Consider the following 20,746-nt stretch of genomic DNA (forward strand, 5'->3'; position numbering starts at 1 on the left):
TCTTGTTTGCTTGTGCGGTCCCGGATTGCGCTTCGCTCCATCCGGGCTATAAAATCAAAATGCCGTATAGCCGCCGTCAATCACGAAAGTATCCGCGGTGTGGTACGACGAGGCCTTGCTCATCAGATAGACCGCGATGCCGCCGAAATCGGATGGCTCGCCGAAGCGCCGCACCGGAATCCGCGGCATCACGTTGGCGACGAATTTCTCGTTCGCCATGATGCCTGCGGTCATGTCGCTCTTGATCCAGCCTGGCAGGATCGCGTTCGCGGTGACGCCGTGGCGGGCGAGCTCGACGCCGAGCGCGCGCACCAGCGCGTTGATCGCGGCCTTGGTCGCGGCATAATGCTCGTTGCGCGCGGTGCCGAAGATCGAGGCGAGGCTCGAGGTCGCAACCAGTCGGCCGAAGGGGTCGCCGGCATTGGCGCGCTCGGTCATGTGCCGCGCGGCAGCCTGGAAGGCATGGAACACGCCGTCGAGATTGGTGGCAAACATCGTGCGCCATTCCTCCTCGGTGCGCTCGATGAAGGAGCGCCGGCCGCCGCCGCCGATGCCGGCATTGGCGAAGCAGCCGTCGACCCGGCCGAAAGTGTCGAGCGTCGCCTTCATCGCGGCGTTGACCGAGGCCGGATCGGTGACGTCGCAGACGCGGCTGTCGACCTTGCCGGAGAGCCCCGACAGGCTCGCGGCGGCGGCCTTGTTCTTCTCGGCATTGCGGCCCCAGATCGAGACGTTGCAGCCCTGGCCCGCGAGCGCCTGCGCGATGCCGAGCCCGATGCCGCCATTGCCGCCGGTGATCACGGCGACGCGGCCGGTGAGGTCGAAAAGGTTCATGGCGCGTTTCCCGTTTTTTGGCACAGACGCGCATCAGCCGCTGCGCGCAAGATTGCTTGCTATGCTCTGATCACCATGGACAAGACCGCGTCAAAAATCAAATATGCGCCCCGGCAAAACGAATTCCGGTCTGCGAAACTGGCGCAGGCCGCAACTCACGAGGAAACCATGCAGTTCAAACACGTCACGCTCGATTTCGATGGTTCGGTCGCTATCCTCAGGCTCGACCATCAGGAGGTGATGAACGCGGTCTCCGTGGACATGCTGGGCGGTCTTTCCGAAGCGCTCGATACGATCGAGGAGAAGAAGGACGAGGTGCGCTGCGTGGTGCTGACCGGCGCGGGCCGCGCCTTCTGCACCGGCGCCAATCTGCAAGGCCGCAACAACCAGTCGAAGAAGACCAAGGCCGGCCTGACGCTGGAGACCGGTTTCCATCCCTTCCTCCGCCGTATCCGCAATCTGCACTGTCCCATCATCACCGCAGTTAACGGCCCGGCCGCCGGCGCCGGCATGAGCTTCGCGCTGCTCGGCGACATGATCTTGTGCGCGCGCTCGTCCTATTTCCTGCAAGCCTTCCGCCGCATCGGCCTCGTGCCGGATTGCGGCTCGACCTGGCTGTTGCCGCGGCTGGTCGGCCGCGCGCGCTCCATCGAATTGTCGCTGATGGGCGAGCGGCTGCCGGCCGAGAAGGCGCTGGAATGGGGCCTCGTCAACCGCGTCTATGACGACGGCGTGCTGATGGAGGAGGCGATGAAGCTCGCGCGCGACCTCGCCAGCGGTCCGACGGTGGCGCTGTCGCTGATCCGCAAGCTCTACTGGGACAGCCCGGAAAATTCCTTTGAGGATCAGCTCAATCTCGAATTCCAATGCCAGCTTCGTGCGGGCGACACCCAGGATTTCCGCGAGGGCGTCGGCGCATTCCTGGAGAAGCGGCCCGCCAAATTCAACGGCAGATGATCAAAGGCAAATGATCGAGGCGGAGCTTTCCCGCAGCGTCCAGCGCTGGTGCAAGGGCGCGACCGGCGTCATCGGCGCGGCCAAATTGTCGGGCGGCGCCAGCCAGGAAACCTGGCGCTTCGACATCACGCACCCTGATGGGCCGATCGGCGCGATCCTGCGCCGCTCGCCGAAAGGCTACGGCGCTGCGCCGACGCGCGCGGCGGGTCTTGGGGCTGAAGCGCAGCTGATGCAGCTCGCTTATGAGGCCGGTGTGCCGTCGCCGCGCGTGATGCATGTGCTCGTGCCGGAGGACGATCTTGGAACCGGCTTCATCATGCAGCGCGTCGAAGGCGAGACCATCGCGCGCAAGATTCTGCGCGACGATGAGTTCGCGGCGGCGCGGCCGCATCTGGCGCGCCAGATCGGCGGCATTCTCGCCGGCCTGCATCGGCTGCCGCAGGACAAGCTGCCAAAACTGCGCAGCAGGTCGGCGACGCAGGAGATTTCCGAGTTCGAGCGTGACTATCGCAGCCTGAACTGGCCCAAGCCCGTGTTCGAGCTGGCGCTGCGCTGGCTGCGCGACCACGATCCTGGCCCCTCGGGCGAGACGACCTTGGTGCACGGCGATTTCCGCAACGGCAATCTCATCATCGGTGCCGACGGCGTGCGCGCCGTGCTCGATTGGGAGCTCGCCCATCTCGGCGATCCCATGGAAGATCTCGGCTGGGTCTGCGTCAATTCGTGGCGCTTCGGCGAGATCGACAAGCCTGTCGGCGGTTTTGGCTCGCGTGAGGAGCTGTTTGCGGGTTATGAAGCCGCGGGCCGCAAGGTCGATCCCACGCGCGTCGAATTCTGGGAAGTCATGGGCACGCTGCGCTGGGGCATCATGTGCGGCGGCATGATGCAGCGCTTCCGCGAGGGCCCCGACCATTCGATGGAGCGCGCCATGATCGGCCGCCGCGCCAGCGAGACCGAGATCGATCTGTTGCGGCTGCTAGCGCCGCGCGGGAGCTGAGCCATGCAGGACGAGCCGACCCCGATCGAGCTGACCAAATCGGTCGCCGATTTCCTCCGGAGCGACATCACCCCGCTGATCTCCGGCCACCAGGCCTTCAAGCTCCGCGTCGCCATCAACATCCTCGACCTCGTGACAAGGCAATTGACGCGGGAAGAGGGGAGCGATGCGGCGGAGGTGGAGCGGCTGCGCGCGCTGCTCGGAATCGACGGATCAGTGACCGATCTCAACCGTGCGCTCGCGGATCGCATCGCCAAAGGCGAGATCGACCTCGCAACGCCAGGCCTCGCCGAGCATCTGTGGGCGACCACGATGGACAAGCTCGCCGTCGATCAGCCGAACTACGCGTCCTACAAGCGGGAACTGGGGCGGGGCGGATAAACGACGTTCCATCCGCCGTCATTCCGCGGCGTCGCACAGCGACGAACCCGGGATCCATTCATCGGCTCGCTTTGGCGCTCGATGGATTCCGGGCTCGCGCCTGTCGGCGCGCCACGGAATGACGAGCGGCGAGAAGCCCGATCACTTCCCCACCCATTTCGGCGGCCGCTTCTCCGAGAACGCCTTCGGGCCCTCGATGTAATCCTGCGAGGCCACCATCGCCTGCACCGCCGGGTACTCGCGCTGCTCCGCGATCGCCTGCTCCAGCGAGACGCCAAGTCCCTTCTGGATCGCCTGCTTGGAAGCCCGGATCGACATCGGCGAGTTCTTGGCGATCGTCTCGGCCCAGCGCAGCGCGGCGGTGAGCGCTTCGCCCTGCGGCACCACTTCGTTGACGAAGCCGAGCTCGAGGCCTTCCTTGGCGCTGACATGGCGCGCGGTGAGGATCATGCCCATGGCGCGCTTGAGGCCGATCTGCCGCGGCAGGCGATGCAGGCCGCCGGCGAGCGCGGCGAGGCCGACGCGCGGCTCGGGCAGGGCGAAGGTCGCGTTCTCCGAGGCGATGATGAGGTCGCAGGCGAGCGCGATCTCGAAGCCGCCGCCCATCGCGACGCCGTTCACCGCCGCGATAACAGGCTTGTCGCAGTCGAAGCGCGCGGTGAGGCCGGCAAAGCCGCCCTTGTCCCAGCCGCGCTTGCCGCCCGCCGCCTGCCACTTCAGGTCGTTGCCTGCGCAGAACGCCTTGTCGCCGCTGCCTGTGACGATCGCGATCCATTGCTCGGGATCTCCGGAGAAATCGTCAAACACCTTCTGCAGCTCGAAATGCGCATCGGTGTGCAGGGCGTTGTAGACCTCCGGCCGCGACAGCGTCACGATCGTGATCGGCCCCTTGCGTTCCACCTTGGAAAATTTCAGCTCCATCGCGCGCTCCCGGATTTTCTTTCGAAGGAATATTGGCGCCATACTACCGCGCGCCCACGCTCAAGCACCATCGAATTGCGTGGGTGCGCCTTGCGCATCCGGCACGCCTCGCATTGCTTGACTCGGCCGCGCTCTTCTCACCTTAATCGTGCGAAGCAAAAGCGCGCCTAGCGCCTTAACGCAAAACGATAAAATCAATCCGGGAGAGAACCTGTGGATTTTTCATTGCCAGCCGATCTCGTCGCCTATCTCGGAGAGCTCGACCGTTTCATCGCACGCGAGATCAAGCCGCTGGAAGAGGCCGATGACAACATCCGCTTCTTCGATCATCGCCGCGAATGGGCGCGCACCGATTTCGAGAACGGCGGCCTGCCGCGCCACGAATGGGAGGCGCTGCTGCGCAAGGCCAAGGACCTCGCGGATGCCGCGGGTCATCTGCGCTTTCCGGTGCCGAAGCAATATGGCGGCAAGGATGGCTCCAACCTCTGGATGGCCGTGATCCGCGAGCACTTCGCCGCAAAAGGCCTCGGCCTGCACAACGATCTCCAGAACGAGCACTCCGTCGTCGGCAATTTCCCCGTCGTCACCATGCTCGACCGCTACGGTCGCGACGACCAGAAGGCGATGATCGACGGCTCGATCAAGGGCAAGTATCGCATCACGTTCGGCCTCACCGAGCCGCATCACGGCTCGGACGCCACCCACATGGAGACGCGCGCGGTGCCCGCGACCCGCGACAACGTCAAGGGCTGGATCATCAACGGCGAGAAGATGTGGACCACCGGCATGCATGTTGCCACGCATTGCGCGCTGTTCGCGCGTACCAGTGGCAATGACGGCGACGCGCGCGGCATCACGTGCTTCCTGGTGCCGGCCAAGAGCCATGGCGTCAAGGTCGAGGAATACATGTGGACCTTCAACATGCCGACCGATCATCCGCGCGTCAGTTTTACGGATGTGTTCGTCCCTGAAGATGCACTGTTCGGCGAGGTCGGCCGCGGCCTGTCGCTGGCGCAGTGCTTCGTGCACCAGAACCGCATCCGGCAGGCCGCAAGCTCGCTCGGCGCTGCCGTCTACTGCATCAACGAGAGCGTCAAATACGCGCGCGAGCGCAAGCCGTTCGGCAGGGCGCTCGCCGAGAACCAGGCGATCCAGTTCCCGCTGGTGGAGCTTGCGACGCAGGCCGAGATGCTGCGCCTTCTGATCCGCAAGACCGCCTGGGAGATGGACCAGCTCACCGAGGAGCAGATCGAGCGCACGCTCTCCGACCGCGTCTCGATGTGCAACTACTGGGCAAACCGCCTCTGCTGCGAATCCGCCGACCGCGCCATGCAGGTCCATGGCGGCATGGGCTATTCACGCCACAAGGCGTTCGAGCACATCTACCGCCACCATCGCCGCTACCGCATCACCGAGGGCAGCGAGGAGATCCAGATGCGGAAAGTCGCGGGGTTCTTGTTCGGCTATATGGGGCCGGGGAAGCATTGAGGCTTGCACCGCTCTCGTAGGGTGGATTAGCCGCAGGCTTAATCCACCACTTCCGTCGCCCCGGAAAATAAAGAGGTGGGTTACGCCTGCGGCTAACCCACCCTACGGCATCTCGTCCTAATTCACCCTTCGATCCTTCCCCGCCCAGTGCGGTTCGCGCAGTTGCCGCCGCAAAATCTTTCCCGACGGGTTCCGCGGCAGCGCCGGCAGGAACTCCACGCTCTTCGGCGTCTTGAAGCCGGCGATGCGCGTCCGGGTGAAATTGATGATGTCGGTGGCGGTCGCCTCCTTGCCCGGCTTCATCACCACGACGGCCTTCACCGCTTCGCCCCATTTGTCGTCGGGCACGCCGATCACGGCGGCCTCCGCGACGTCAGGATGATCGCACAGCGCGCTCTCGACCTCGGCGGGATAGATGTTCTCGCCGCCGGAGATGATCATGTCCTTGATGCGGTCGTGGATATAGAGATAGCCGTCCTCGTCCATGTAGCCGGCATCGCCGGTGCGCAGCCAGCCGTCGCTGAGCAATGTCGAAGCGGTCGCCTCCGGCAGGTTCCAGTAGCCCGCCATGTTCGAGCCCGACCGCGTCGCGATCTCGCCGACTTCGCGCGGCGGCAGCGGCTTGCCGTCGGCGTCCAGGATCGCGATCTCGACGCCCGGCAGCGCCTTGCCGGCCGAACGCATCCGCTCCAGCCCCTCGACGTGATCTTCAGGCGGCAGCGCGACGATGGTGCCGGTGGTCTCCGTCATCCCGTACAGCTGCACGAAGCCGCATTTGAAGACCTCGATGCACTCCTTCAGCAGCGCCGCCGGGATCGGCGAGGCGCCATACAGCATGTATTTCAATCGTGAAAAGTCCACCGTCTTGGCGCGCGGCTGCCGCACCACGAATTGCATCGCCGCCGGCACCATGAACAGCTTTGTGATGCCGCTGTGCTCGAAGAAGTCCAGCACCTTGGTCGGATCGAACTCGCGCGCGATCACGCCGCGGGCGCCGTGATAGAGGCCCATCACGCCCCAGCCGGAGCCGCCGATGTGGAACACCGGCATCGCGACCAGCGAGACGTCGTCGTTCGACCACCGGTTCCACTCCGGCTTGTCCTCGGCATTGCCTGACTGCACCAGGTTGAGGAAGTTGGCGTGCGAGAGCATCGCGCCCTTCGGCTTGCCCGTGGTGCCCGAAGTGTAGAGCTGGATCGCGATGTCCTTGGTGTCGATCGCCACCTTCGGATCGTCGCCGCCCTGCGCATCGCGCCAGGCCGTAAAATCCTGCCATTCCGGCACACCGCCTTCCGTGGTGATGACAGTGCGCACGCCCGGGATCTGATCCCTGATCTGATGGACCTGCGTGATGAATTCCGGCCCGACGAACAGCACCGGCGCCTTGCAGTCTTCGACGATGAAGGCGACCTCGGGCCCGGCGAGGCGCCAGTTCACCGGCGCCATCACGACGCCGGCCTTCATCGCGCCCATCAGCAGCTCGAAATAGATGTCGCTGTTCTTGCCTAGATAGGCGATGCGGTCGCCATGTCTGACGCCCATCGCGATCAATGCGTTGGCGACCTTGTTGGTCCTGACGTCGAACTCGGCGAAGCTGGTGAGGCGGCCCTCGAACTCGTAGGCGATGGCATCGCCGCGGCTCCCGGCGCGCTCGCGCACGATGTCGGCGAGAGTTGCCAATTTCTGTGTGGACATGTTTCTCCCGTGGCGTCTTGTTTTTGTGCGGGGGAGTGTGAAGTCAATCGCGGAGGAAGACAAGACGGAGGGGGATGCCGCAGTTTCGTGTCCCGGACGCTGCGCACCACAGAGTGATGCGCTGCGCTGCGTCCGGGGCACGAGAGAGCACTATCCCCGCTTCGCCCGGTCCTTCTCGTTCTGCGCCATGATGCTCTCGCGCGCGGTCTTCCAGTCGTCGTCGCTCCAGTCGCGGAGCTGGTAGAAATTGCCGCCCATCGCGAGCGCCTGCGCGCCGTCCATCGCGATGGTCTCGCCGCTGATCCAGTCGCAGCCGCCGGAGATCAGGAACACCGCGACGTTCTGCAGCTCCTCCATGGTGCCGACGCGGCCCATCGGGTTCATCGCCTTGGTGCGCGCGCCGGCTTCGTCGCCGGGCTTGATGCGCTTGCTCATGCCCTCGGTCGGAATTTCGCCGGGTGCGATGGTGTTGAGGCGGATGCCATAGCGGCCCCATTCGGCGGCGAGCGACATCGTCATGGCGTGGATCGCCGACTTGCTCATCGCCGACGGCACCACGTAAGGCGAGCCGTTGCGCACCCAGGTCGTGGTGATCGAGACGACGTTGCCGGGTTGCTTGGCCGCGATCCAGCGCTTGCCGACCGCCTGGGTCACGTAGAACGTGCCGTGCATGACGATGTTGGCGACGGCGTCGAAGCCGCGCGGCGACAGCTCCTCGGTGCGCGAGATGAAATTGCCGGCAGCGTTGTTGATGAGGTCGGTGAGGCCGCCGTCGCGGAAGATGGTCTCCACCATCTCCTCGACCGCGAGCGCGTTGCGGATGTCGACGCCGTGGCTGGTGACGCGGCCGCCATGGAGATCCATCAGCTCGGTCGCGGTCTCGTCGCACACGATCTTGCGCCGGCCGCAGATGTGCACTTCGGCGCCGAGCTGGAGGAAGCGCGCCGCCATCGACTTGCCGAGGCCCGTGCCGCCGCCGGTCACGAGGATGCGCCGTCCAGCCAGAAGATTTTCCTTGAACATGGCTGTTTCTCCCGTACGGATTGTCAGTTAATTGGTCGATTGACTAAATCCGGCCGCCAGCGTCCTGTAAAGCGGCACTGAACAAGAACAGGCAAGAACTAGGGGAGAATTCATCCATGGAAGAGCGCGTCTCGATCTCGATCTCGGAAGGCGTCGCCGACGTGCGCCTGGTGCGTGCGGACAAGATGAATGCGCTGGATCAGGCCATGTTCGAGGCGCTTGTCGCCGCCACAGACCGGCTTTCAAGGGACAAGAGCGTGCGCGCCGTCGTGCTTTCAGGCGAGGGCCGCGCCTTCTGCGCCGGGCTCGACATGGGGCGTTTTGCCGCCATGAAGGAGAAGGGCGGCAACGGAATTCCGGGTGGCGAAAATCGTGATCTCACCAAGCGCACGCATGGCCAGGCCAACTTCCCGCAGCAGGCGGTGTGGGGCTGGCGCCAGCTTCCGGTGCCCGTCATCGCAGCGGTGCATGGCGTCGCCTTCGGCGGCGGCTTCCAGCTCTCGCTCGGCGCCGACATGCGCTTCCTCTCGGCGGATGCGCGGATGTCGATCATGGAGATCAAATGGGGTCTCGTGCCCGATATGGCGGGCACGCCGATCCTGGCAAGCCTCGTGCGCGACGATATCCTGCGCGATCTCACTTACACCGGCCGCATCTTCTCGGCGCAGGAAGCGATGACCTACGGCCTCGCCACCCGCATCTGCGACGACCCGCGCGCGGCGGCGCTGGAGGTCGCGCGCGAGATCGCCGGCAAGAGCCCGGATGCGATCCGCGCCGCCAAGCGGCTGCTCAACAATCTCTCGGTCGACCCGGGTCCGGCGCTGCTCGCGGAATCCGTCGAGCAGCAGAAGCTGATCGGCAGCCCGAATCAGACCGAGGCGGTGCGCTCCAATCTGGAGAAGCGTGCGGCGAAGTATGCGGATTAGCCCCTCCTGTCATTCCGGGATGCGCCGAAGACCCGGAATCCATCGAGCCGCACGCTCTGTCGCCAAATGGATTCCGGGTTCGATGCTCGCATCGTCCCTAAATGACGATCTGACTGGTACCCATTTCTCAACCCGACGAAAGATCGGAAAACAACAATGAGCGAAACCTCCGACTTCCTCGGCATCGTCTCCGGCGACCGCCGCCGCACCCACACCGAAGTCGCAGCCCGTGCCGACCGCATCGCCTCCGGCCTCGCCAGGATCGGCGTCAAGCCAGGCGACTGCGTCTGCATGCTGATGCGCAACGACATCGCGTTCCTGGAGGCGGCCTATGCCGCGATGCGCCTCGGGGCCTATGGCGTGCCGATCAACTGGCACTTCAAGCCGGAGGAGATCAACTACATCCTTGGCGACACCGGCACGTCCGTGCTGATCGGGCATGCCGACATGCTGCACGCCCTGCGCGATGCCATCCCTGAGGGCGTCACGGTGCTCAGCGTGCCGACGCCGCCGGAGATCCTGTCCAATTACAAGATCGATCCGGGTCATCTGACGACGCCCGACTTCGCGATCGATTTCGAATCCTGGCTTGCGCAGCATCAGCCCTATGCCGGGCCAGTCGTGCCGCAGCCCATGAACATGATCTACACGTCCGGCACCACAGGTCACCCCAAAGGGGTCCGGCGCAACGCCCCGACGCCGGAGCAGCAGGCCGCCGGCGAGCGCATGCGCGCGATGATCTACGGGCTGAAGCCCGGCGCCCGCGCGCTGCTGCCGGGCCCGCTCTATCATTCCGCGCCGAACTCGTTCGGCATCCGCGCCGGCAAGCTCGGCGGCGCCTTGGTGCTGATGCCGCGCTTCGAAGCGGAAGAATTTCTCGAAGCGATCGAACGGTACAAGATCGACACCATCTTCATGGTGCCCACCATGTTCATCCGCCTGATGAAGCTGCCCGAGCAGGTACGCAAGAAGTACGACGTCTCCTCGCTGCGCCACGTCATCCATGCCGCAGCGCCCTGTCCGGCCGACGTCAAGCGCGCCATGATCGAATGGTGGGGACCGGTGATCTACGAGTTCTACGGCTCGACCGAATCCAGCGCCGTCACCTTCGCGACCTCGGAGGACGCGCTGAAGAAGCCCGGCACGGTGGGCAAGATCTCGCCCGGCGCCGAGCTGCGCTTCCTCGGTGAGGACGGCCGTGTGCTCGGCACTGGCGAGATCGGCGAGATCTATTCCCGCATGACCGAGCTTGCCGATTTCACCTACCACAACAAGCCGGAGAAGCGCACCGAGATCGACCGCGACGGCTTTATCACCTCGGGCGATGTCGGCTATATCGACGAGGACGGCTACGTCTTCATCTGCGACCGCAAGCGCGACATGGTGATCTCGGGCGGCGTCAACATCTACCCGGCCGAGATCGAGTCCGTGCTGCATGCCGTTCCCGGCGTGCATGATTGCGCCGTGTTCGGCATCCCCGATGCCGAGTTCGGCGAGGCGCTGATGGCCGTGGTGGAGCCGCAAGCCGGCGTCACGCTCGAGGCCGCCGGCGTTCGTGCCGCGCTGAAGGCGCATCTGGCCGACTACAAGGTGCCCAAGCACATCGAGATCCGCAGCGGCCTGCCGCGCGAGGATTCCGGAAAAATCTTCAAGCGCCGCCTGCGCGATCCCTATTGGGAGCAGGCGGGCCGGAAGATCTGACAGTCCGTTGCCCGGATGAGCGACAGCGATAGCCGGGCCGATATGAGAGTCGAGCCCCGGATGTCGCTTCGTTGATCCGGGTTACAGAACCGATCAGGGAAGGGACCTCCATGAACGACGCGGCAGCTGCGACCCACGAAGTCCTCTACGAGACCGCCGATCACATCGCGACCATCACGCTGAACGCGCCGGAACGCATGAACACCATCTCCGGGCCGATGCTGAACGATCTGGCGCGGCTGCTCACCGAAGCCAACGAGGACAAGGACGTCCGCGTCGTGATCCTCACCGGCAAGGGCAGGGCGTTCTGCGCCGGGCTCGATCTGCGCAAAGAGCGCGACGGCAACGGCCTCAGCGCCGCGTCGTCGCCAACCACGATCAACCTCCGCAACACGCCGCCGACAGTCCTGCAGGCGATGGACAAGCCGACCATCTGCGCCGTCAACGGCGGCGCGGCCGGCTATGGCATGGACACCGCGCTCGGCTGCGACATCCGCATCATGGCGGAGTCCTCGAAACTAGCCGCTGCCTTCGTCAAGCGCGGCGTGGTGCCGGAATCCGGCGGCACCTGGCTGCTGCCGCGCATGCTCGGCTGGGCCAAGGCGTCCGAACTCATCTTCACCGGCCGCACCCTCAGTGCCCGCGAATGCCTCGAATGGGGCCTCGCCAACGAGGTCGTACCGGACGCGGAGCTGATGACCCGTGCCACCGCGATCGCCCGGGAGATCGCCGCCAACGCGCCGCTTGCGGTGCAGGCCTCCAAGCGGATGATGCGGATGGGCCTCAACGAGACCTTCCACGACCACGTCCATCACGTCTATCTCCAGCTGCTGCCGCTGTTCAAAACCCAGGACATGGCCGAGGGCATGAAGGCGTTCATGGAAAAGCGGGAGCCGAAATTTGAAGGGCGGTAGCCCGGGTGAGCGCAGCGATACCCGGGACGGTGAGAGTTAGGTCCCGGATTTCGCTTCGTTCATCCGGGCTACCTTGCCGTCTTAGCAGAGACAGATTTCGATCCTATATAGAGGGCGTCATCGTCTAACGGATCATCCCATGACCCCCGTTTCCATCCTCCTCAACATCCTCTGGATCCTCATCGGCGGCGCCTGGATGGCGTTCGGCTGGTTGATCGCCGCGGTCATCATGGCCATCACCATCGTCGGCCTGCCCTGGGCGCGGGCGGCATTCAACATCGCCGTCTACACGCTGCTGCCGTTCGGCTCGCGCGCGGTCAACCGCTACGACGTCACCGGTATCGAGGATATCGGCACCGGCCCGCTCGGGGTGATCGGCAACATCATCTGGTTCGTGCTCGCCGGCTGGTGGCTCGCGCTCGGCCATCTCCTGACGGCGCTGGTGCTCGCAATCACCATCATCGGCATCCCCTTCGCCTGGGCTCACCTCAAGCTTGCCGGCATCGCGCTCTGGCCGATCGGCAAGGTGATCGTGCCGGCGTGAGGGAATCTCAGGATGGGGTGGGCAAAGCGAACCCCATCGACCCGTCCGCCGGTGACGAAGCGCGATGGGCGTCGCAGGGGCGCGACCCATCCTGCCCCCGCTGTCAGGTGCATGATGAGTTCTGTTGCAGTCCCTGGTTGATTTTGTATTCTCGTTCTCGCCAAGCTCGGGAGTGGGGAGCCAAATGCGCAGGCCGGGATGTCGTCGCTGTTGTTTCCAAACCGGGGAAGCTGCCGTGCGCGACGGCATGATCTCATGACCCTTCTTCGCCAATCCCTTCCGCTCATTATCCTCACTTTGACGGCTGGATCAGCAAGCGCCGCGACGCCGGCGGAGATCGTCCGTAAATGGGGATTGATTGGCAGATGGGCCATCGACTGCGCCGTACCGGTTCAGCGTGGCGCGAATAACGGCGTGGCCTATGAGATTACGAGGGAAGGCCGTCTCATCTACCGGCAGGATCCCGCTGACAGGGATCGCGGGTACGAGGTGGTGGAGGTGACGAGAGGCGAGAACAACATGCTCATCCTCCGCACAGAGTTTCCCAACTTTCAAAAGACGCGTGAGAATGGAATTGTCCTGCAGGCGGATGGGACGCTGCGCTCGATCTTTAACCGGGACGACGCCGGCAATTACACCGCACGCGACGGCCGCTTCGTCGCTTCCGGACGAGAGACTGCGGGCCTGCATCGCTGCGCGGGAGGCAATTAGCCGGCAGGAGGGGCGGGGCGCCAGCGAAACCCATCGTTCCGTCTTCCGAGGACGAAGCATGATGGGTTTCGCTACGCTCTACCCATCCTACGCGCTACGCAGCTTGGCCCTCAAATCTCCTTCCACCAGCGCCAGGTTGTCGCCATCGCCAGCAGGCCGAGCGCGCCTGTTACGGCCGTGGCGTTGTGGGATCCGATGCGGTCGGCGAGCCAGCCCAGCCAGAAGAAGCCGAGCGGACCGATGCCGATGCAGACGGTGAGGACGCCGAGGATACGCGAGCGCATGTCCGGCGGGGATGCGAGGTAGACCAGCGTGGCCTGCATCGTTCCAAACCCGGCGCCACCGATCCCCGTCACGATCAATGCCGCACCCGCCAGCACCGGGCTTTGTGACAGTGCGAACGTCACGACGGTGAGCATGTAGCAGAGCACGCCGCCGACAAAGGCCCGGCCGTACCATCTCGGCGTGAGCCACAGCGCCAGCACGAGGGCGCCTGCGAAAGCGCCGATGCCGTCCATGGTCGCCAGCAGGCCGACGCCCTCGGGGCCCAGATGCAGGCGATCGCGTCCGATCACCGGGATCATGCTGGTGAACGGCCAGGCAAACACATTGTAGATCACAGTCACGATCAGCACGCCGCGGATACGCTTGTCGCTGCGCGCGAGGGCGAGACCCTCGGCGATGCGCGCCAGCACGGGCCCCGTCTGCACAGCGTGAGCATGGTGTGCGCGGACCGTCAGAACGGTCGCCAGCGCCGCGCCATACATCAGCGTGCTCAAGAGCAGGACGCCCTGGAGACCCGCGCCGGCGAGCAGGATTCCGCCAATCACCGGACCGACCATACGGCTGGCGTTGCTGGCGCCGACGTCGAGCGACATAGCAAGGCTCATCTTGTCGCGGCCGACGGCCTCGCCGATCATCACCCGGCGCACCGGATTGTCGGTGCACCAGCCGCAGCCATTGACGAAGCTGGCGAAGGCGAGATGCCAGATCGCGAGTTGCCCGATCGCGTTCAGCACTGCGAGCACTGCGGAGGTGCCGGCCATCAGAGCCACGACGACGAAGAGCATCCGGCCGCGGTCGAGGCGCTCGGCGAGCGCGCCGAGAAACACGCCGAACAACCCCATCGGAAGCAGACGGAGCATGGTCATCATCGCGACGAGAAACGCCGATTCGGTGCGCTGGTAGACGACAACCCCGACCGCGACGGTCTCCACCCAGCGGACGGTGGCGATGATCAGCCCAACCCACCACAATCGCCAGAAGTCCGGTGCGTCGATGATCCGCCGGAACGGCGATTTGCTCACTGCTTGTTTCCTCGCGGGCGCTGCTTGGCCCTTATCCCTCCCTATCGGAAGCTCGGCGGAAGAAACAAGCTCTTTTCAACAAGCAATTCTGGGAACCAGATGTTGGCGCAGCTCATAGGATGGCTAGAGCGCCAGCGAAGTCCAACGCCCTGTTCGTCGATGGCAAGGCATGATGGGTTTCGCAGGGGCTCAATCCATCCTGCGCGCTGTTCACTCAGGGGCGAATGCGGATGATCGTATTCCCTTTGCGCCGTCCGGTCGGGTTCAGGGCGGCGAGCGCGTCGTTGAAGTTCGAGACGTTGCCGATGTTCGTCCGCAATCGTCCGCCACGTACCCGCTGGACGATCTCACTCAATTGGGCACGATCGGCCTCGACGACAAAGTCGATCGCCAGGCCGTCGGAGGGCCGCGCCTCGGCCGGTCCGACGATGGTGACCAGGATTCCTCCGGCTCGAATCAGTCCTGCGGACCGCTTCTGGATGTCGCCGCCGATGACGTCGAACACCAGGTCGACCTTGCCGATGTCTTCCAGGGCGTCGTTGTCGAGGTCGACGAATTCCTTTGCGCCGAAGCCGAGCACCGTCTGACGGTCGGCGGCGCGTCCGGAGCCGATGACGTAGGCGCCGGCCTCCCGCGCGAGTTGCGTCACCATCGAACCGACTGCGCCGGCCGCGCCGTGTGCCAGGACGCTCTGCCCCGCCCGGAGACGGCCATGCTGGAACAGCCCTTGCCATGCGGTGAGGCCCGAGACCGGCAGGCTCGCGCCCACCGTGAAGTCGACGTCACCCGGGAGCGGCGCGAGGTTGCGCGCCTCGATCGCCACATATTCGGCGAGCGTGCCGTCGCGATACCAGTCCGCGAGGCCAAACACCCGCTGTCCCACCGACAGCCCCGTCGTGCCATATCCGAGTGCGGTGACTACGCCAGCCAGCTCGTGCCCGGGGATCGACGGGGTTCGGTCACGCTCGAGGCGATCGGTCCAGGTCGAGGGCCACGTCAGCTCGGTCGGAACAAATCCCGACGCATGAATTCGAACAACGACGTCGTTTATCGATGGCTGCGGCTCGGGCCGGTTGGCCAGCTTCATCCCGGCGGTTCCCGCGGCCTGCTCCGTTACAACGATCGCCTTCATGGGATTATCTCCTCGGTCATTGTTTCCTCATGCAACTGTTGCAGGCAGCGCGAGCGCGACGGCTATCTTCGCTGTCTGCATGGACCGGGGCTCCCACTGAGACTGATCGGGATGCTTCGGTCGTGGTACTGGCGGGTAGATGCTTCGCGCCTCGTCATGACACCAGTACCAAGATTGCAAAATCTGGCTGTACCAAGCGCATCGAGGCGGAGAGCAGGTTCAGCTCGGAGGATGAGTAGAGCGTCAGCGAAGCCCATGAATTCCGCCGCCTCTGACGAAACACGATGGATTTCGCAAGGGCTCGACCGATCCTGCGCCCCCATCATGTCGAGGCATCCTCCGACAACGCGGGGCGACGGGGCTGCGTCTCAAATATTCTGATTGACCGAATTAAAAATTTCGGCTAAACCGCATTCCATCCTGGCCTGCCAAGGGGGCGTTTCGCGATCGTCACGATACGTGAGCCGGGATGCGATGGACGCGGCAGCGCCGGCGCGTAAGGTGATGGCAGGGCGGGCAACCCTCGTGAGCCATCACGATCCCCGATACGACACGGCGCGGTCACAGCGTTTCTTTTCGGCGTCGGGGGCGAGCACGCGCGAGCTTCCGGCTGTCCGGGGAGGGACGACCGCGGACGGCAAAAGCGTGTGGTCCTGACGCCCGGGGTTCTGGCGTCAAGGCTTGCGGTGATGTGGCGGCCCGACCGGGCGCGTGCATCGATCAGCCGCAAGGCGACGGGGGCAATAGTGCATCGCTCCCGGGGGAGAGCGCGCCATAAGCCGTAACACCATTGCGCAGGGAAGGCCGGGCGTCCGGCATCACCTGTGGTCAACCCCGCGTGCGTTCTTGTCGCGTGCGGACCTTCGGGTGCCAGCCGGCGCCCGGCCTTCCCTGTGCCCTTTGTTCTCGACGAGGGCGAAACGGACAGCCAAGCTCGGGCGAAACGGCCGCGGGATCGCGAAGGCGTGTTTACAGAGATAAACCAGGCAGCTCTCGTGCCAGTCGAAGCTCTCGTGCCCCGGACGCAGCGCAGCGCTCCTTCAGCGGTGCGCTGCAGAGCCGGGGCCCATCTCTCCACGTGGACCGTGTGGCTCCTGGGTCCCTGTGTATCGAAATCCTGTCATGGTGGAGTGGGCGGGAAGCCGTTGGGTCCTTGGCGTTTGACGCCGTGAGCCGGCTCGGTCTCCCGCCCGTTCCATTTATCAACCTGAACAGTTGCACGAGGCTGCGCCAACAGACCTCGCATCACAGGGACAGGCACCATGATCATACGCCCTCGTTACGTCGGAATCGACGTCTCCAAACGATATCTCGATATCTTCGATGAGAGCCTGGGCGTGCCGGAGCGCATCGCCAACGCGCCGCAGGCCATCACACAGATCGCGGCGCGTTGGCGCTGCGATGTGCTGGTCGTCTTTGAAGCCACGGGCGTCTATGACCTTGAGCTTCGTGAGGCGCTCAGCCAGGCCGGCATCCGCTTTGCCCGGATCAACCCGGCCCGGGCCCGGGACTTTGCGCGCGCCAGCGGCCAGCTCGCCAAGACCGACCCGATCGATGCCCGGATGCTGGCGAGCTTTGCCCGGGCCATGCAGCCTGCCGCTGAGCAGGCTGCCAATCCTGCCCGCAATGCCCTGGCGGGGCTTGCAAAACGGCGGGATCAACTGGTTCTCATGCGTGCCCAGGAGAAGAACAGGCGCAGCGAGGCCGAGGACCGCGCCATGGCCGATCGCATCGGTCGGCTCATTGAAGTCCTCGACAATGAGATCGCCGCAATCGAGGCCGATATTAGCGCACTGATCAAGACTGAGCCGGAGGTCTCCGATGATGCGCAGTTGATGCGGTCACTTCCCGGCGTGGGCCCCGTAACCTGCATGCAGCTGATCGCGCAGATGCCGGAACTCGGAAAAGTGGGACCGAAGCAGGTGGCCGCGCTCGCCGGCCTGGCTCCCTTCAACGTCGACAGCGGCGCTTACCGCGGCAAGCGGAAGATCGTCGGGGGCCGAAAGCGCGTCCGCGATGCCCTCTACATGGCCGCTCTCAATGCGGTCCGCCGGGCCGATCCATTCAAGGCCTTCTACGCTCGACTGCGACAGGCCGGTAAACCTGCCAAGCTCGCTCTCATTGCCGTTGCCAGGAAGCTGTTGACGGTCCTCAACGCCATCATCCGCGATCGAAAGCCGTACCTGTACACTAGGCCAACATAACAGTTGCCGGCCAGCTCTGCGCAGCAACGCCGCCAGCGCGTTTACGCGCGTCTTCGACGCACGAACGGCGTTGCTGCTTGTCCGGGACACGGATGCCACCGTGTGCACCGCTCCCAAGTTCATCTTGCGCTGCGGTAGAAAAATATCGCACACTCGTTCGCGCCGGGGAGCCACAGGGAGCTCTGCAAGAGGAGCGAGCCATGTCCCTCCAGACCATTTCATCCGACGCCACTGAGCATCGCGCCAACCGGCCCGAGGACGCCCAGGCCACGGAAGCGGAGGCGCGGCTGCGCGACGACATCCGCCTGCTCGGGCGCATCCTCGGCGACACCGTGCGCGACCAGGAGGGCGCCGACGTGTTCGACCTGGTCGAGCGCATCCGGCAGACCTCGATCCGGTTCCACCGCGACGAGGACCGGCTCGCCCGCCGCGAGCTCGAGCAGATCCTCGACAGCATGTCGACCTCCGAGACGGTGCGGATCGTCCGCGCCTTCAGCTATTTCTCCCACCTCGCCAACATCGCCGAGGACCAGAACAACATCCGCCAGATGCGGGCTCGCGGCGCAGGCAAGAACTCAGGTGTGCTGGCGGAAACGCTGGCCCACGCCAAGGCGGCGGGCATCGACCCCGACGCGCTGCGCAGCTTCTTCAAGTCCGCGCTGGTCAGCCCGGTCTTGACCGCGCACCCAACCGAAGTGCGCCGCAAGAGCACCATGGATCGCGAGATGGAGGTCGCAGGCCTGCTCGACCGCCGCGAGCGCGTCGCGCTGACCGCGGAGGAGGCGGATGCCAGCGACGAGCAGCTCCGCCGCGAGGTGCTGACGCTGTGGCAGACCAATCTGCTTCGCCGCACCAAGCTCACCGTGCTCGATGAGGTCGCCAACGGCCTGTCGTTCTACGACTACACCTTCCTGCGCGAGGTCCCGCGCCTCGTCAACGCGCTGGAAGACCGGCTGGAGGAGGGCGGCGAGCAGGCGGCCGGCGAGCTCGCCTCGTTCCTGCGCATGGGGAGCTGGATCGGCGGCGACCGCGACGGCAATCCCTTCGTCACCGCCGACGTGATGCGCGGCACGCTGCGGCTGCAGTCGAGCCGCGTGATGCAGTTCTATCTGAACGAGCTGCACGTGCTCGGCTCGGAATTGTCGATCGCGGCGCACCTCGCCGATGTCTCCGAGGAGCTGCGTAACCTCGCCGAGCGCTCGCCAGACACCTCGCCGCACCGGAGCGGCGAGCCTTATCGGCTGGCGGTCTCCGGCATCTATGCGCGCCTGACCGCGACGGCCGAAAAGCTCGAGGTCGAGATCACGCGCCGGCCCGTCGGCAAGGGGGCGCCTTATACCAGCGTGAAGGAGCTGCAGGCCGATCTCGACGTGCTGCACCGTTCGCTGATCTCCAACAACGCCCGCGTCATCGCGCGCGGCCGGCTGCGGCTGCTCCGGCGCGCGGTGGACTGCTTCGGCTTCCATCTGGCGCGGCTCGACATCCGCCAGAACTCCGCGGTGCACGAGCGCACCATCGCCGAGCTGATGGATGCCGCCAACCCCGGCATGTCCTATCTCGCGCTCGGCGAAGACGCCCGCATCTCGCTGCTGACCAACGAGCTGCGCTCGACGCGCGCGCTGGTGTCGCCCTTCGTCAAATACAGCGACGAGACCATGGGCGAGCTCAACGTCTTCCATGCCGCCGCGGAGGCGCACGCCAAGTTCGGCTCGGACGCCATTCCCCAATGCATCATCTCGATGTGCAAGGGCATGTCCGACATGCTCGAGGTCGCGGTGCTCTTGAAGGAGGTCGGCCTCGTCCATCCTTCCGGCCGCAGCGCCATCAACATCGTGCCGCTGTTCGAGACCATCGAGGATCTGCAGGCCTCCTCCGGCATCATGGATCGCATGCTGTCGCTGCACGACTACCGGCGCCTCGTCGACAGCCGCGGCAGCGTGCAGGAGGTCATGCTCGGCTATTCCGACAGCAACAAGGACGGCGGTTTCGTCACCTCGGGCTGGGAGCTCTACAAGGCCGAGATCAATCTCGTCGAGGTGTTCGAGCGGCATCACGTGCGCTTGCGCCTGTTCCACGGCCGCGGCGGCTCTGTGGGGCGCGGCGGCGGACCGAGCTATGACGCCATCATCGCGCAGCCCGGCGGCGCGGTGAACGGCCAGATCCGCATCACCGAGCAGGGCGAGATCATCTCGTCGAAATATTCCAACGCCGAGGTCGGCCGCAACAATCTGGAGATCCTGGCGGCCGCGACGCTCGAGGCGAGTCTCTTGCATCCGCGCCAGAGCGCGCCGCGCCGCGAATATCTGACCGCGATGGACGAATTGTCGAACCTCGCCTTCAAAGCCTATCGCGGCCTCGTCTACGAGACCGAGGGCTTCGTCGATTATTTCTGGTCATCGACCGTGATCAACGAGATCGCGACGCTGAACATCGGCAGCCGCCCGGCCTCGCGCAAGAAGACCCGCGCCATCGAGGACCTGCGCGCCATCCCCTGGGTGTTCTCCTGGGCGCAATGCCGCCTGATGCTGCCGGGCTGGTACGGCTTTGGCAGCGCGGTCGAGCAGTGGATCGCGGAGCATCCCGACAAGGGCATGCCGTTCCTCAAGGAGCTCTACAGGGAATGGCCGTTCTTCCGCATGCTGCTGTCGAACATGGACATGGTGCTCGCGAAAAGCTCGATCGCGATCGCCTCGCGTTATGCCGAGCTCGTGCCGGATGAAGCCTTGCGTGAAAAAATCTTCGGCCGCATCCGCCGCGAATGGCACGCCTCGATCGAGAGCCTGCTCGACATCATGGGCCAGGACCGGTTGCTGCAGGGTAATCCGTTGCTGGAGCGCTCCGTGCGCCACCGCTTCCCCTATCTCGATCCGCTCAACCACGTGCAGGTCGAGCTCCTGAGAGAGCACCGCGCGCAGAACCCGGACGAGCAGGTGCTGCGCGGGATTCAGCTGACGATCAACGGGATCTCGGCGGGGTTGCGGAATACGGGATAGGGGAGAGTAGCGAATGGC

At 65.0% G+C, this 20,746-nt stretch carries 17 protein-coding genes; 11 read left to right on the forward strand and 6 right to left on the reverse strand.

What is annotated here, in order from left to right; translation table 11 throughout:
* Nucleotides 1-54: 54 nt before the first annotated feature.
* On the reverse strand, nt 55-834 hold the full coding sequence (locus tag XH83_RS11115; RefSeq protein WP_194407032.1) for an SDR family NAD(P)-dependent oxidoreductase: 780 nt from the start codon (nt 832-834) through the stop codon (nt 55-57).
* 168 nt (nt 835-1,002) lie between these two features.
* On the opposite strand from XH83_RS11115, the gene XH83_RS11120 reads away from it, so the two are divergent.
* Genes XH83_RS11120 through XH83_RS11130 form a run of 3 tightly spaced genes read left to right on the forward strand, consistent with a single transcriptional unit; the run spans nt 1,003 to nt 3,169 of the window.
* Entirely contained in the window at nt 1,003-1,791 is a 789-nt protein-coding gene (locus tag XH83_RS11120) for an enoyl-CoA hydratase/isomerase (protein ID WP_194407033.1), read from the forward strand.
* A gap of 10 nt (nt 1,792-1,801) precedes the next feature.
* Nucleotides 1,802-2,788 carry a phosphotransferase family protein gene (locus tag XH83_RS11125; protein WP_194407034.1) on the forward strand — a complete coding sequence of 329 codons (987 nt, stop codon included), beginning with the start codon at nt 1,802-1,804 and terminating at the stop codon, nt 2,786-2,788.
* Nucleotides 2,789-2,791: 3 nt separating this feature from the next.
* Nucleotides 2,792-3,169, forward strand: coding sequence for a DUF6285 domain-containing protein (locus tag XH83_RS11130; protein WP_194407035.1), 378 nt, complete (start codon nt 2,792-2,794; stop codon nt 3,167-3,169).
* A 141-nt stretch (nt 3,170-3,310) separates the two neighbouring features.
* Here the strand turns inward: XH83_RS11130 and XH83_RS11135 are convergent, their stop codons facing one another.
* Nucleotides 3,311-4,090 (reverse strand): enoyl-CoA hydratase-related protein, encoded by a 780-nt coding sequence (locus XH83_RS11135; protein WP_194407036.1) that lies wholly within the window; start codon nt 4,088-4,090, stop codon nt 3,311-3,313.
* 213 nt (nt 4,091-4,303) lie between these two features.
* Between XH83_RS11135 and XH83_RS11140 the strand changes: the two genes are divergently transcribed.
* Complete coding sequence (locus XH83_RS11140) at nt 4,304-5,578, forward strand: acyl-CoA dehydrogenase family protein (RefSeq protein WP_194407037.1); 1,275 nt, start codon at nt 4,304-4,306, stop codon at nt 5,576-5,578.
* A gap of 117 nt (nt 5,579-5,695) precedes the next feature.
* Here the strand turns inward: XH83_RS11140 and XH83_RS11145 are convergent, their stop codons facing one another.
* Nucleotides 5,696-7,273, reverse strand: coding sequence for a fatty acid--CoA ligase (locus tag XH83_RS11145; RefSeq protein ID WP_194407038.1), 1,578 nt, complete (start codon nt 7,271-7,273; stop codon nt 5,696-5,698).
* A gap of 150 nt (nt 7,274-7,423) precedes the next feature.
* Nucleotides 7,424-8,296, reverse strand: a complete 873-nt coding sequence (locus XH83_RS11150) for an SDR family oxidoreductase (RefSeq protein ID WP_194407039.1) — start codon at nt 8,294-8,296, stop codon at nt 7,424-7,426.
* A gap of 116 nt (nt 8,297-8,412) precedes the next feature.
* Between XH83_RS11150 and XH83_RS11155 the strand changes: the two genes are divergently transcribed.
* The 5 genes from XH83_RS11155 (at nt 8,413) to XH83_RS11175 (ending at nt 13,092) form a co-directional block, all read left to right on the forward strand.
* On the forward strand, nt 8,413-9,222 hold the full coding sequence (locus XH83_RS11155) for a crotonase/enoyl-CoA hydratase family protein (protein WP_194407040.1): 810 nt from the start codon (nt 8,413-8,415) through the stop codon (nt 9,220-9,222).
* A 156-nt stretch (nt 9,223-9,378) separates the two neighbouring features.
* Nucleotides 9,379-10,923 (forward strand): acyl-CoA synthetase, encoded by a 1,545-nt coding sequence (locus XH83_RS11160; protein ID WP_194407041.1) that lies wholly within the window; start codon nt 9,379-9,381, stop codon nt 10,921-10,923.
* Between the two features lie 110 nt (nt 10,924-11,033).
* The gene (locus XH83_RS11165) at nt 11,034-11,837 is read left to right on the forward strand and encodes an enoyl-CoA hydratase/isomerase family protein (RefSeq protein WP_194407042.1); all 804 of its coding nucleotides are present in this window, start codon (nt 11,034-11,036) and stop codon (nt 11,835-11,837) included.
* Between the two features lie 139 nt (nt 11,838-11,976).
* Nucleotides 11,977-12,381 (forward strand): YccF domain-containing protein, encoded by a 405-nt coding sequence (locus XH83_RS11170; RefSeq protein ID WP_194407043.1) that lies wholly within the window; start codon nt 11,977-11,979, stop codon nt 12,379-12,381.
* Between the two features lie 255 nt (nt 12,382-12,636).
* The gene (locus XH83_RS11175; protein ID WP_194407044.1) at nt 12,637-13,092 is read left to right on the forward strand and encodes a hypothetical protein; all 456 of its coding nucleotides are present in this window, start codon (nt 12,637-12,639) and stop codon (nt 13,090-13,092) included.
* A 110-nt stretch (nt 13,093-13,202) separates the two neighbouring features.
* On the opposite strand, the gene XH83_RS11180 is transcribed toward XH83_RS11175, so the two are convergent.
* Together XH83_RS11180 and XH83_RS11185 are read right to left on the reverse strand one after the other, a co-directional pair.
* Nucleotides 13,203-14,399, reverse strand: a complete 1,197-nt coding sequence (locus XH83_RS11180; RefSeq protein WP_194407045.1) for an MFS transporter — start codon at nt 14,397-14,399, stop codon at nt 13,203-13,205.
* A 214-nt stretch (nt 14,400-14,613) separates the two neighbouring features.
* Nucleotides 14,614-15,531: an NADP-dependent oxidoreductase gene (locus tag XH83_RS11185; RefSeq protein WP_194407046.1), complete on the reverse strand. Its 918-nt coding sequence runs from the start codon at nt 15,529-15,531 to the stop codon at nt 14,614-14,616.
* A gap of 1,262 nt (nt 15,532-16,793) precedes the next feature.
* On the opposite strand from XH83_RS11185, the gene XH83_RS11190 reads away from it, so the two are divergent.
* Both XH83_RS11190 and ppc read left to right on the forward strand, forming a co-directional pair.
* A complete protein-coding gene (locus XH83_RS11190; protein WP_194404488.1) occupies nt 16,794-17,735 on the forward strand; it encodes an IS110 family transposase in 942 nt (313 codons plus the stop codon).
* 200 nt (nt 17,736-17,935) lie between these two features.
* Complete coding sequence (gene ppc, locus XH83_RS11195; RefSeq protein ID WP_194407047.1) at nt 17,936-20,728, forward strand: phosphoenolpyruvate carboxylase; 2,793 nt, start codon at nt 17,936-17,938, stop codon at nt 20,726-20,728.
* The last annotated feature ends 18 nt before the right edge of the window (nt 20,729-20,746 follow it).

It is taken from the genome of Bradyrhizobium sp. CCBAU 53351, assembly GCF_015291745.1.
Lineage (GTDB): Bacteria > Pseudomonadota > Alphaproteobacteria > Rhizobiales > Xanthobacteraceae > Bradyrhizobium.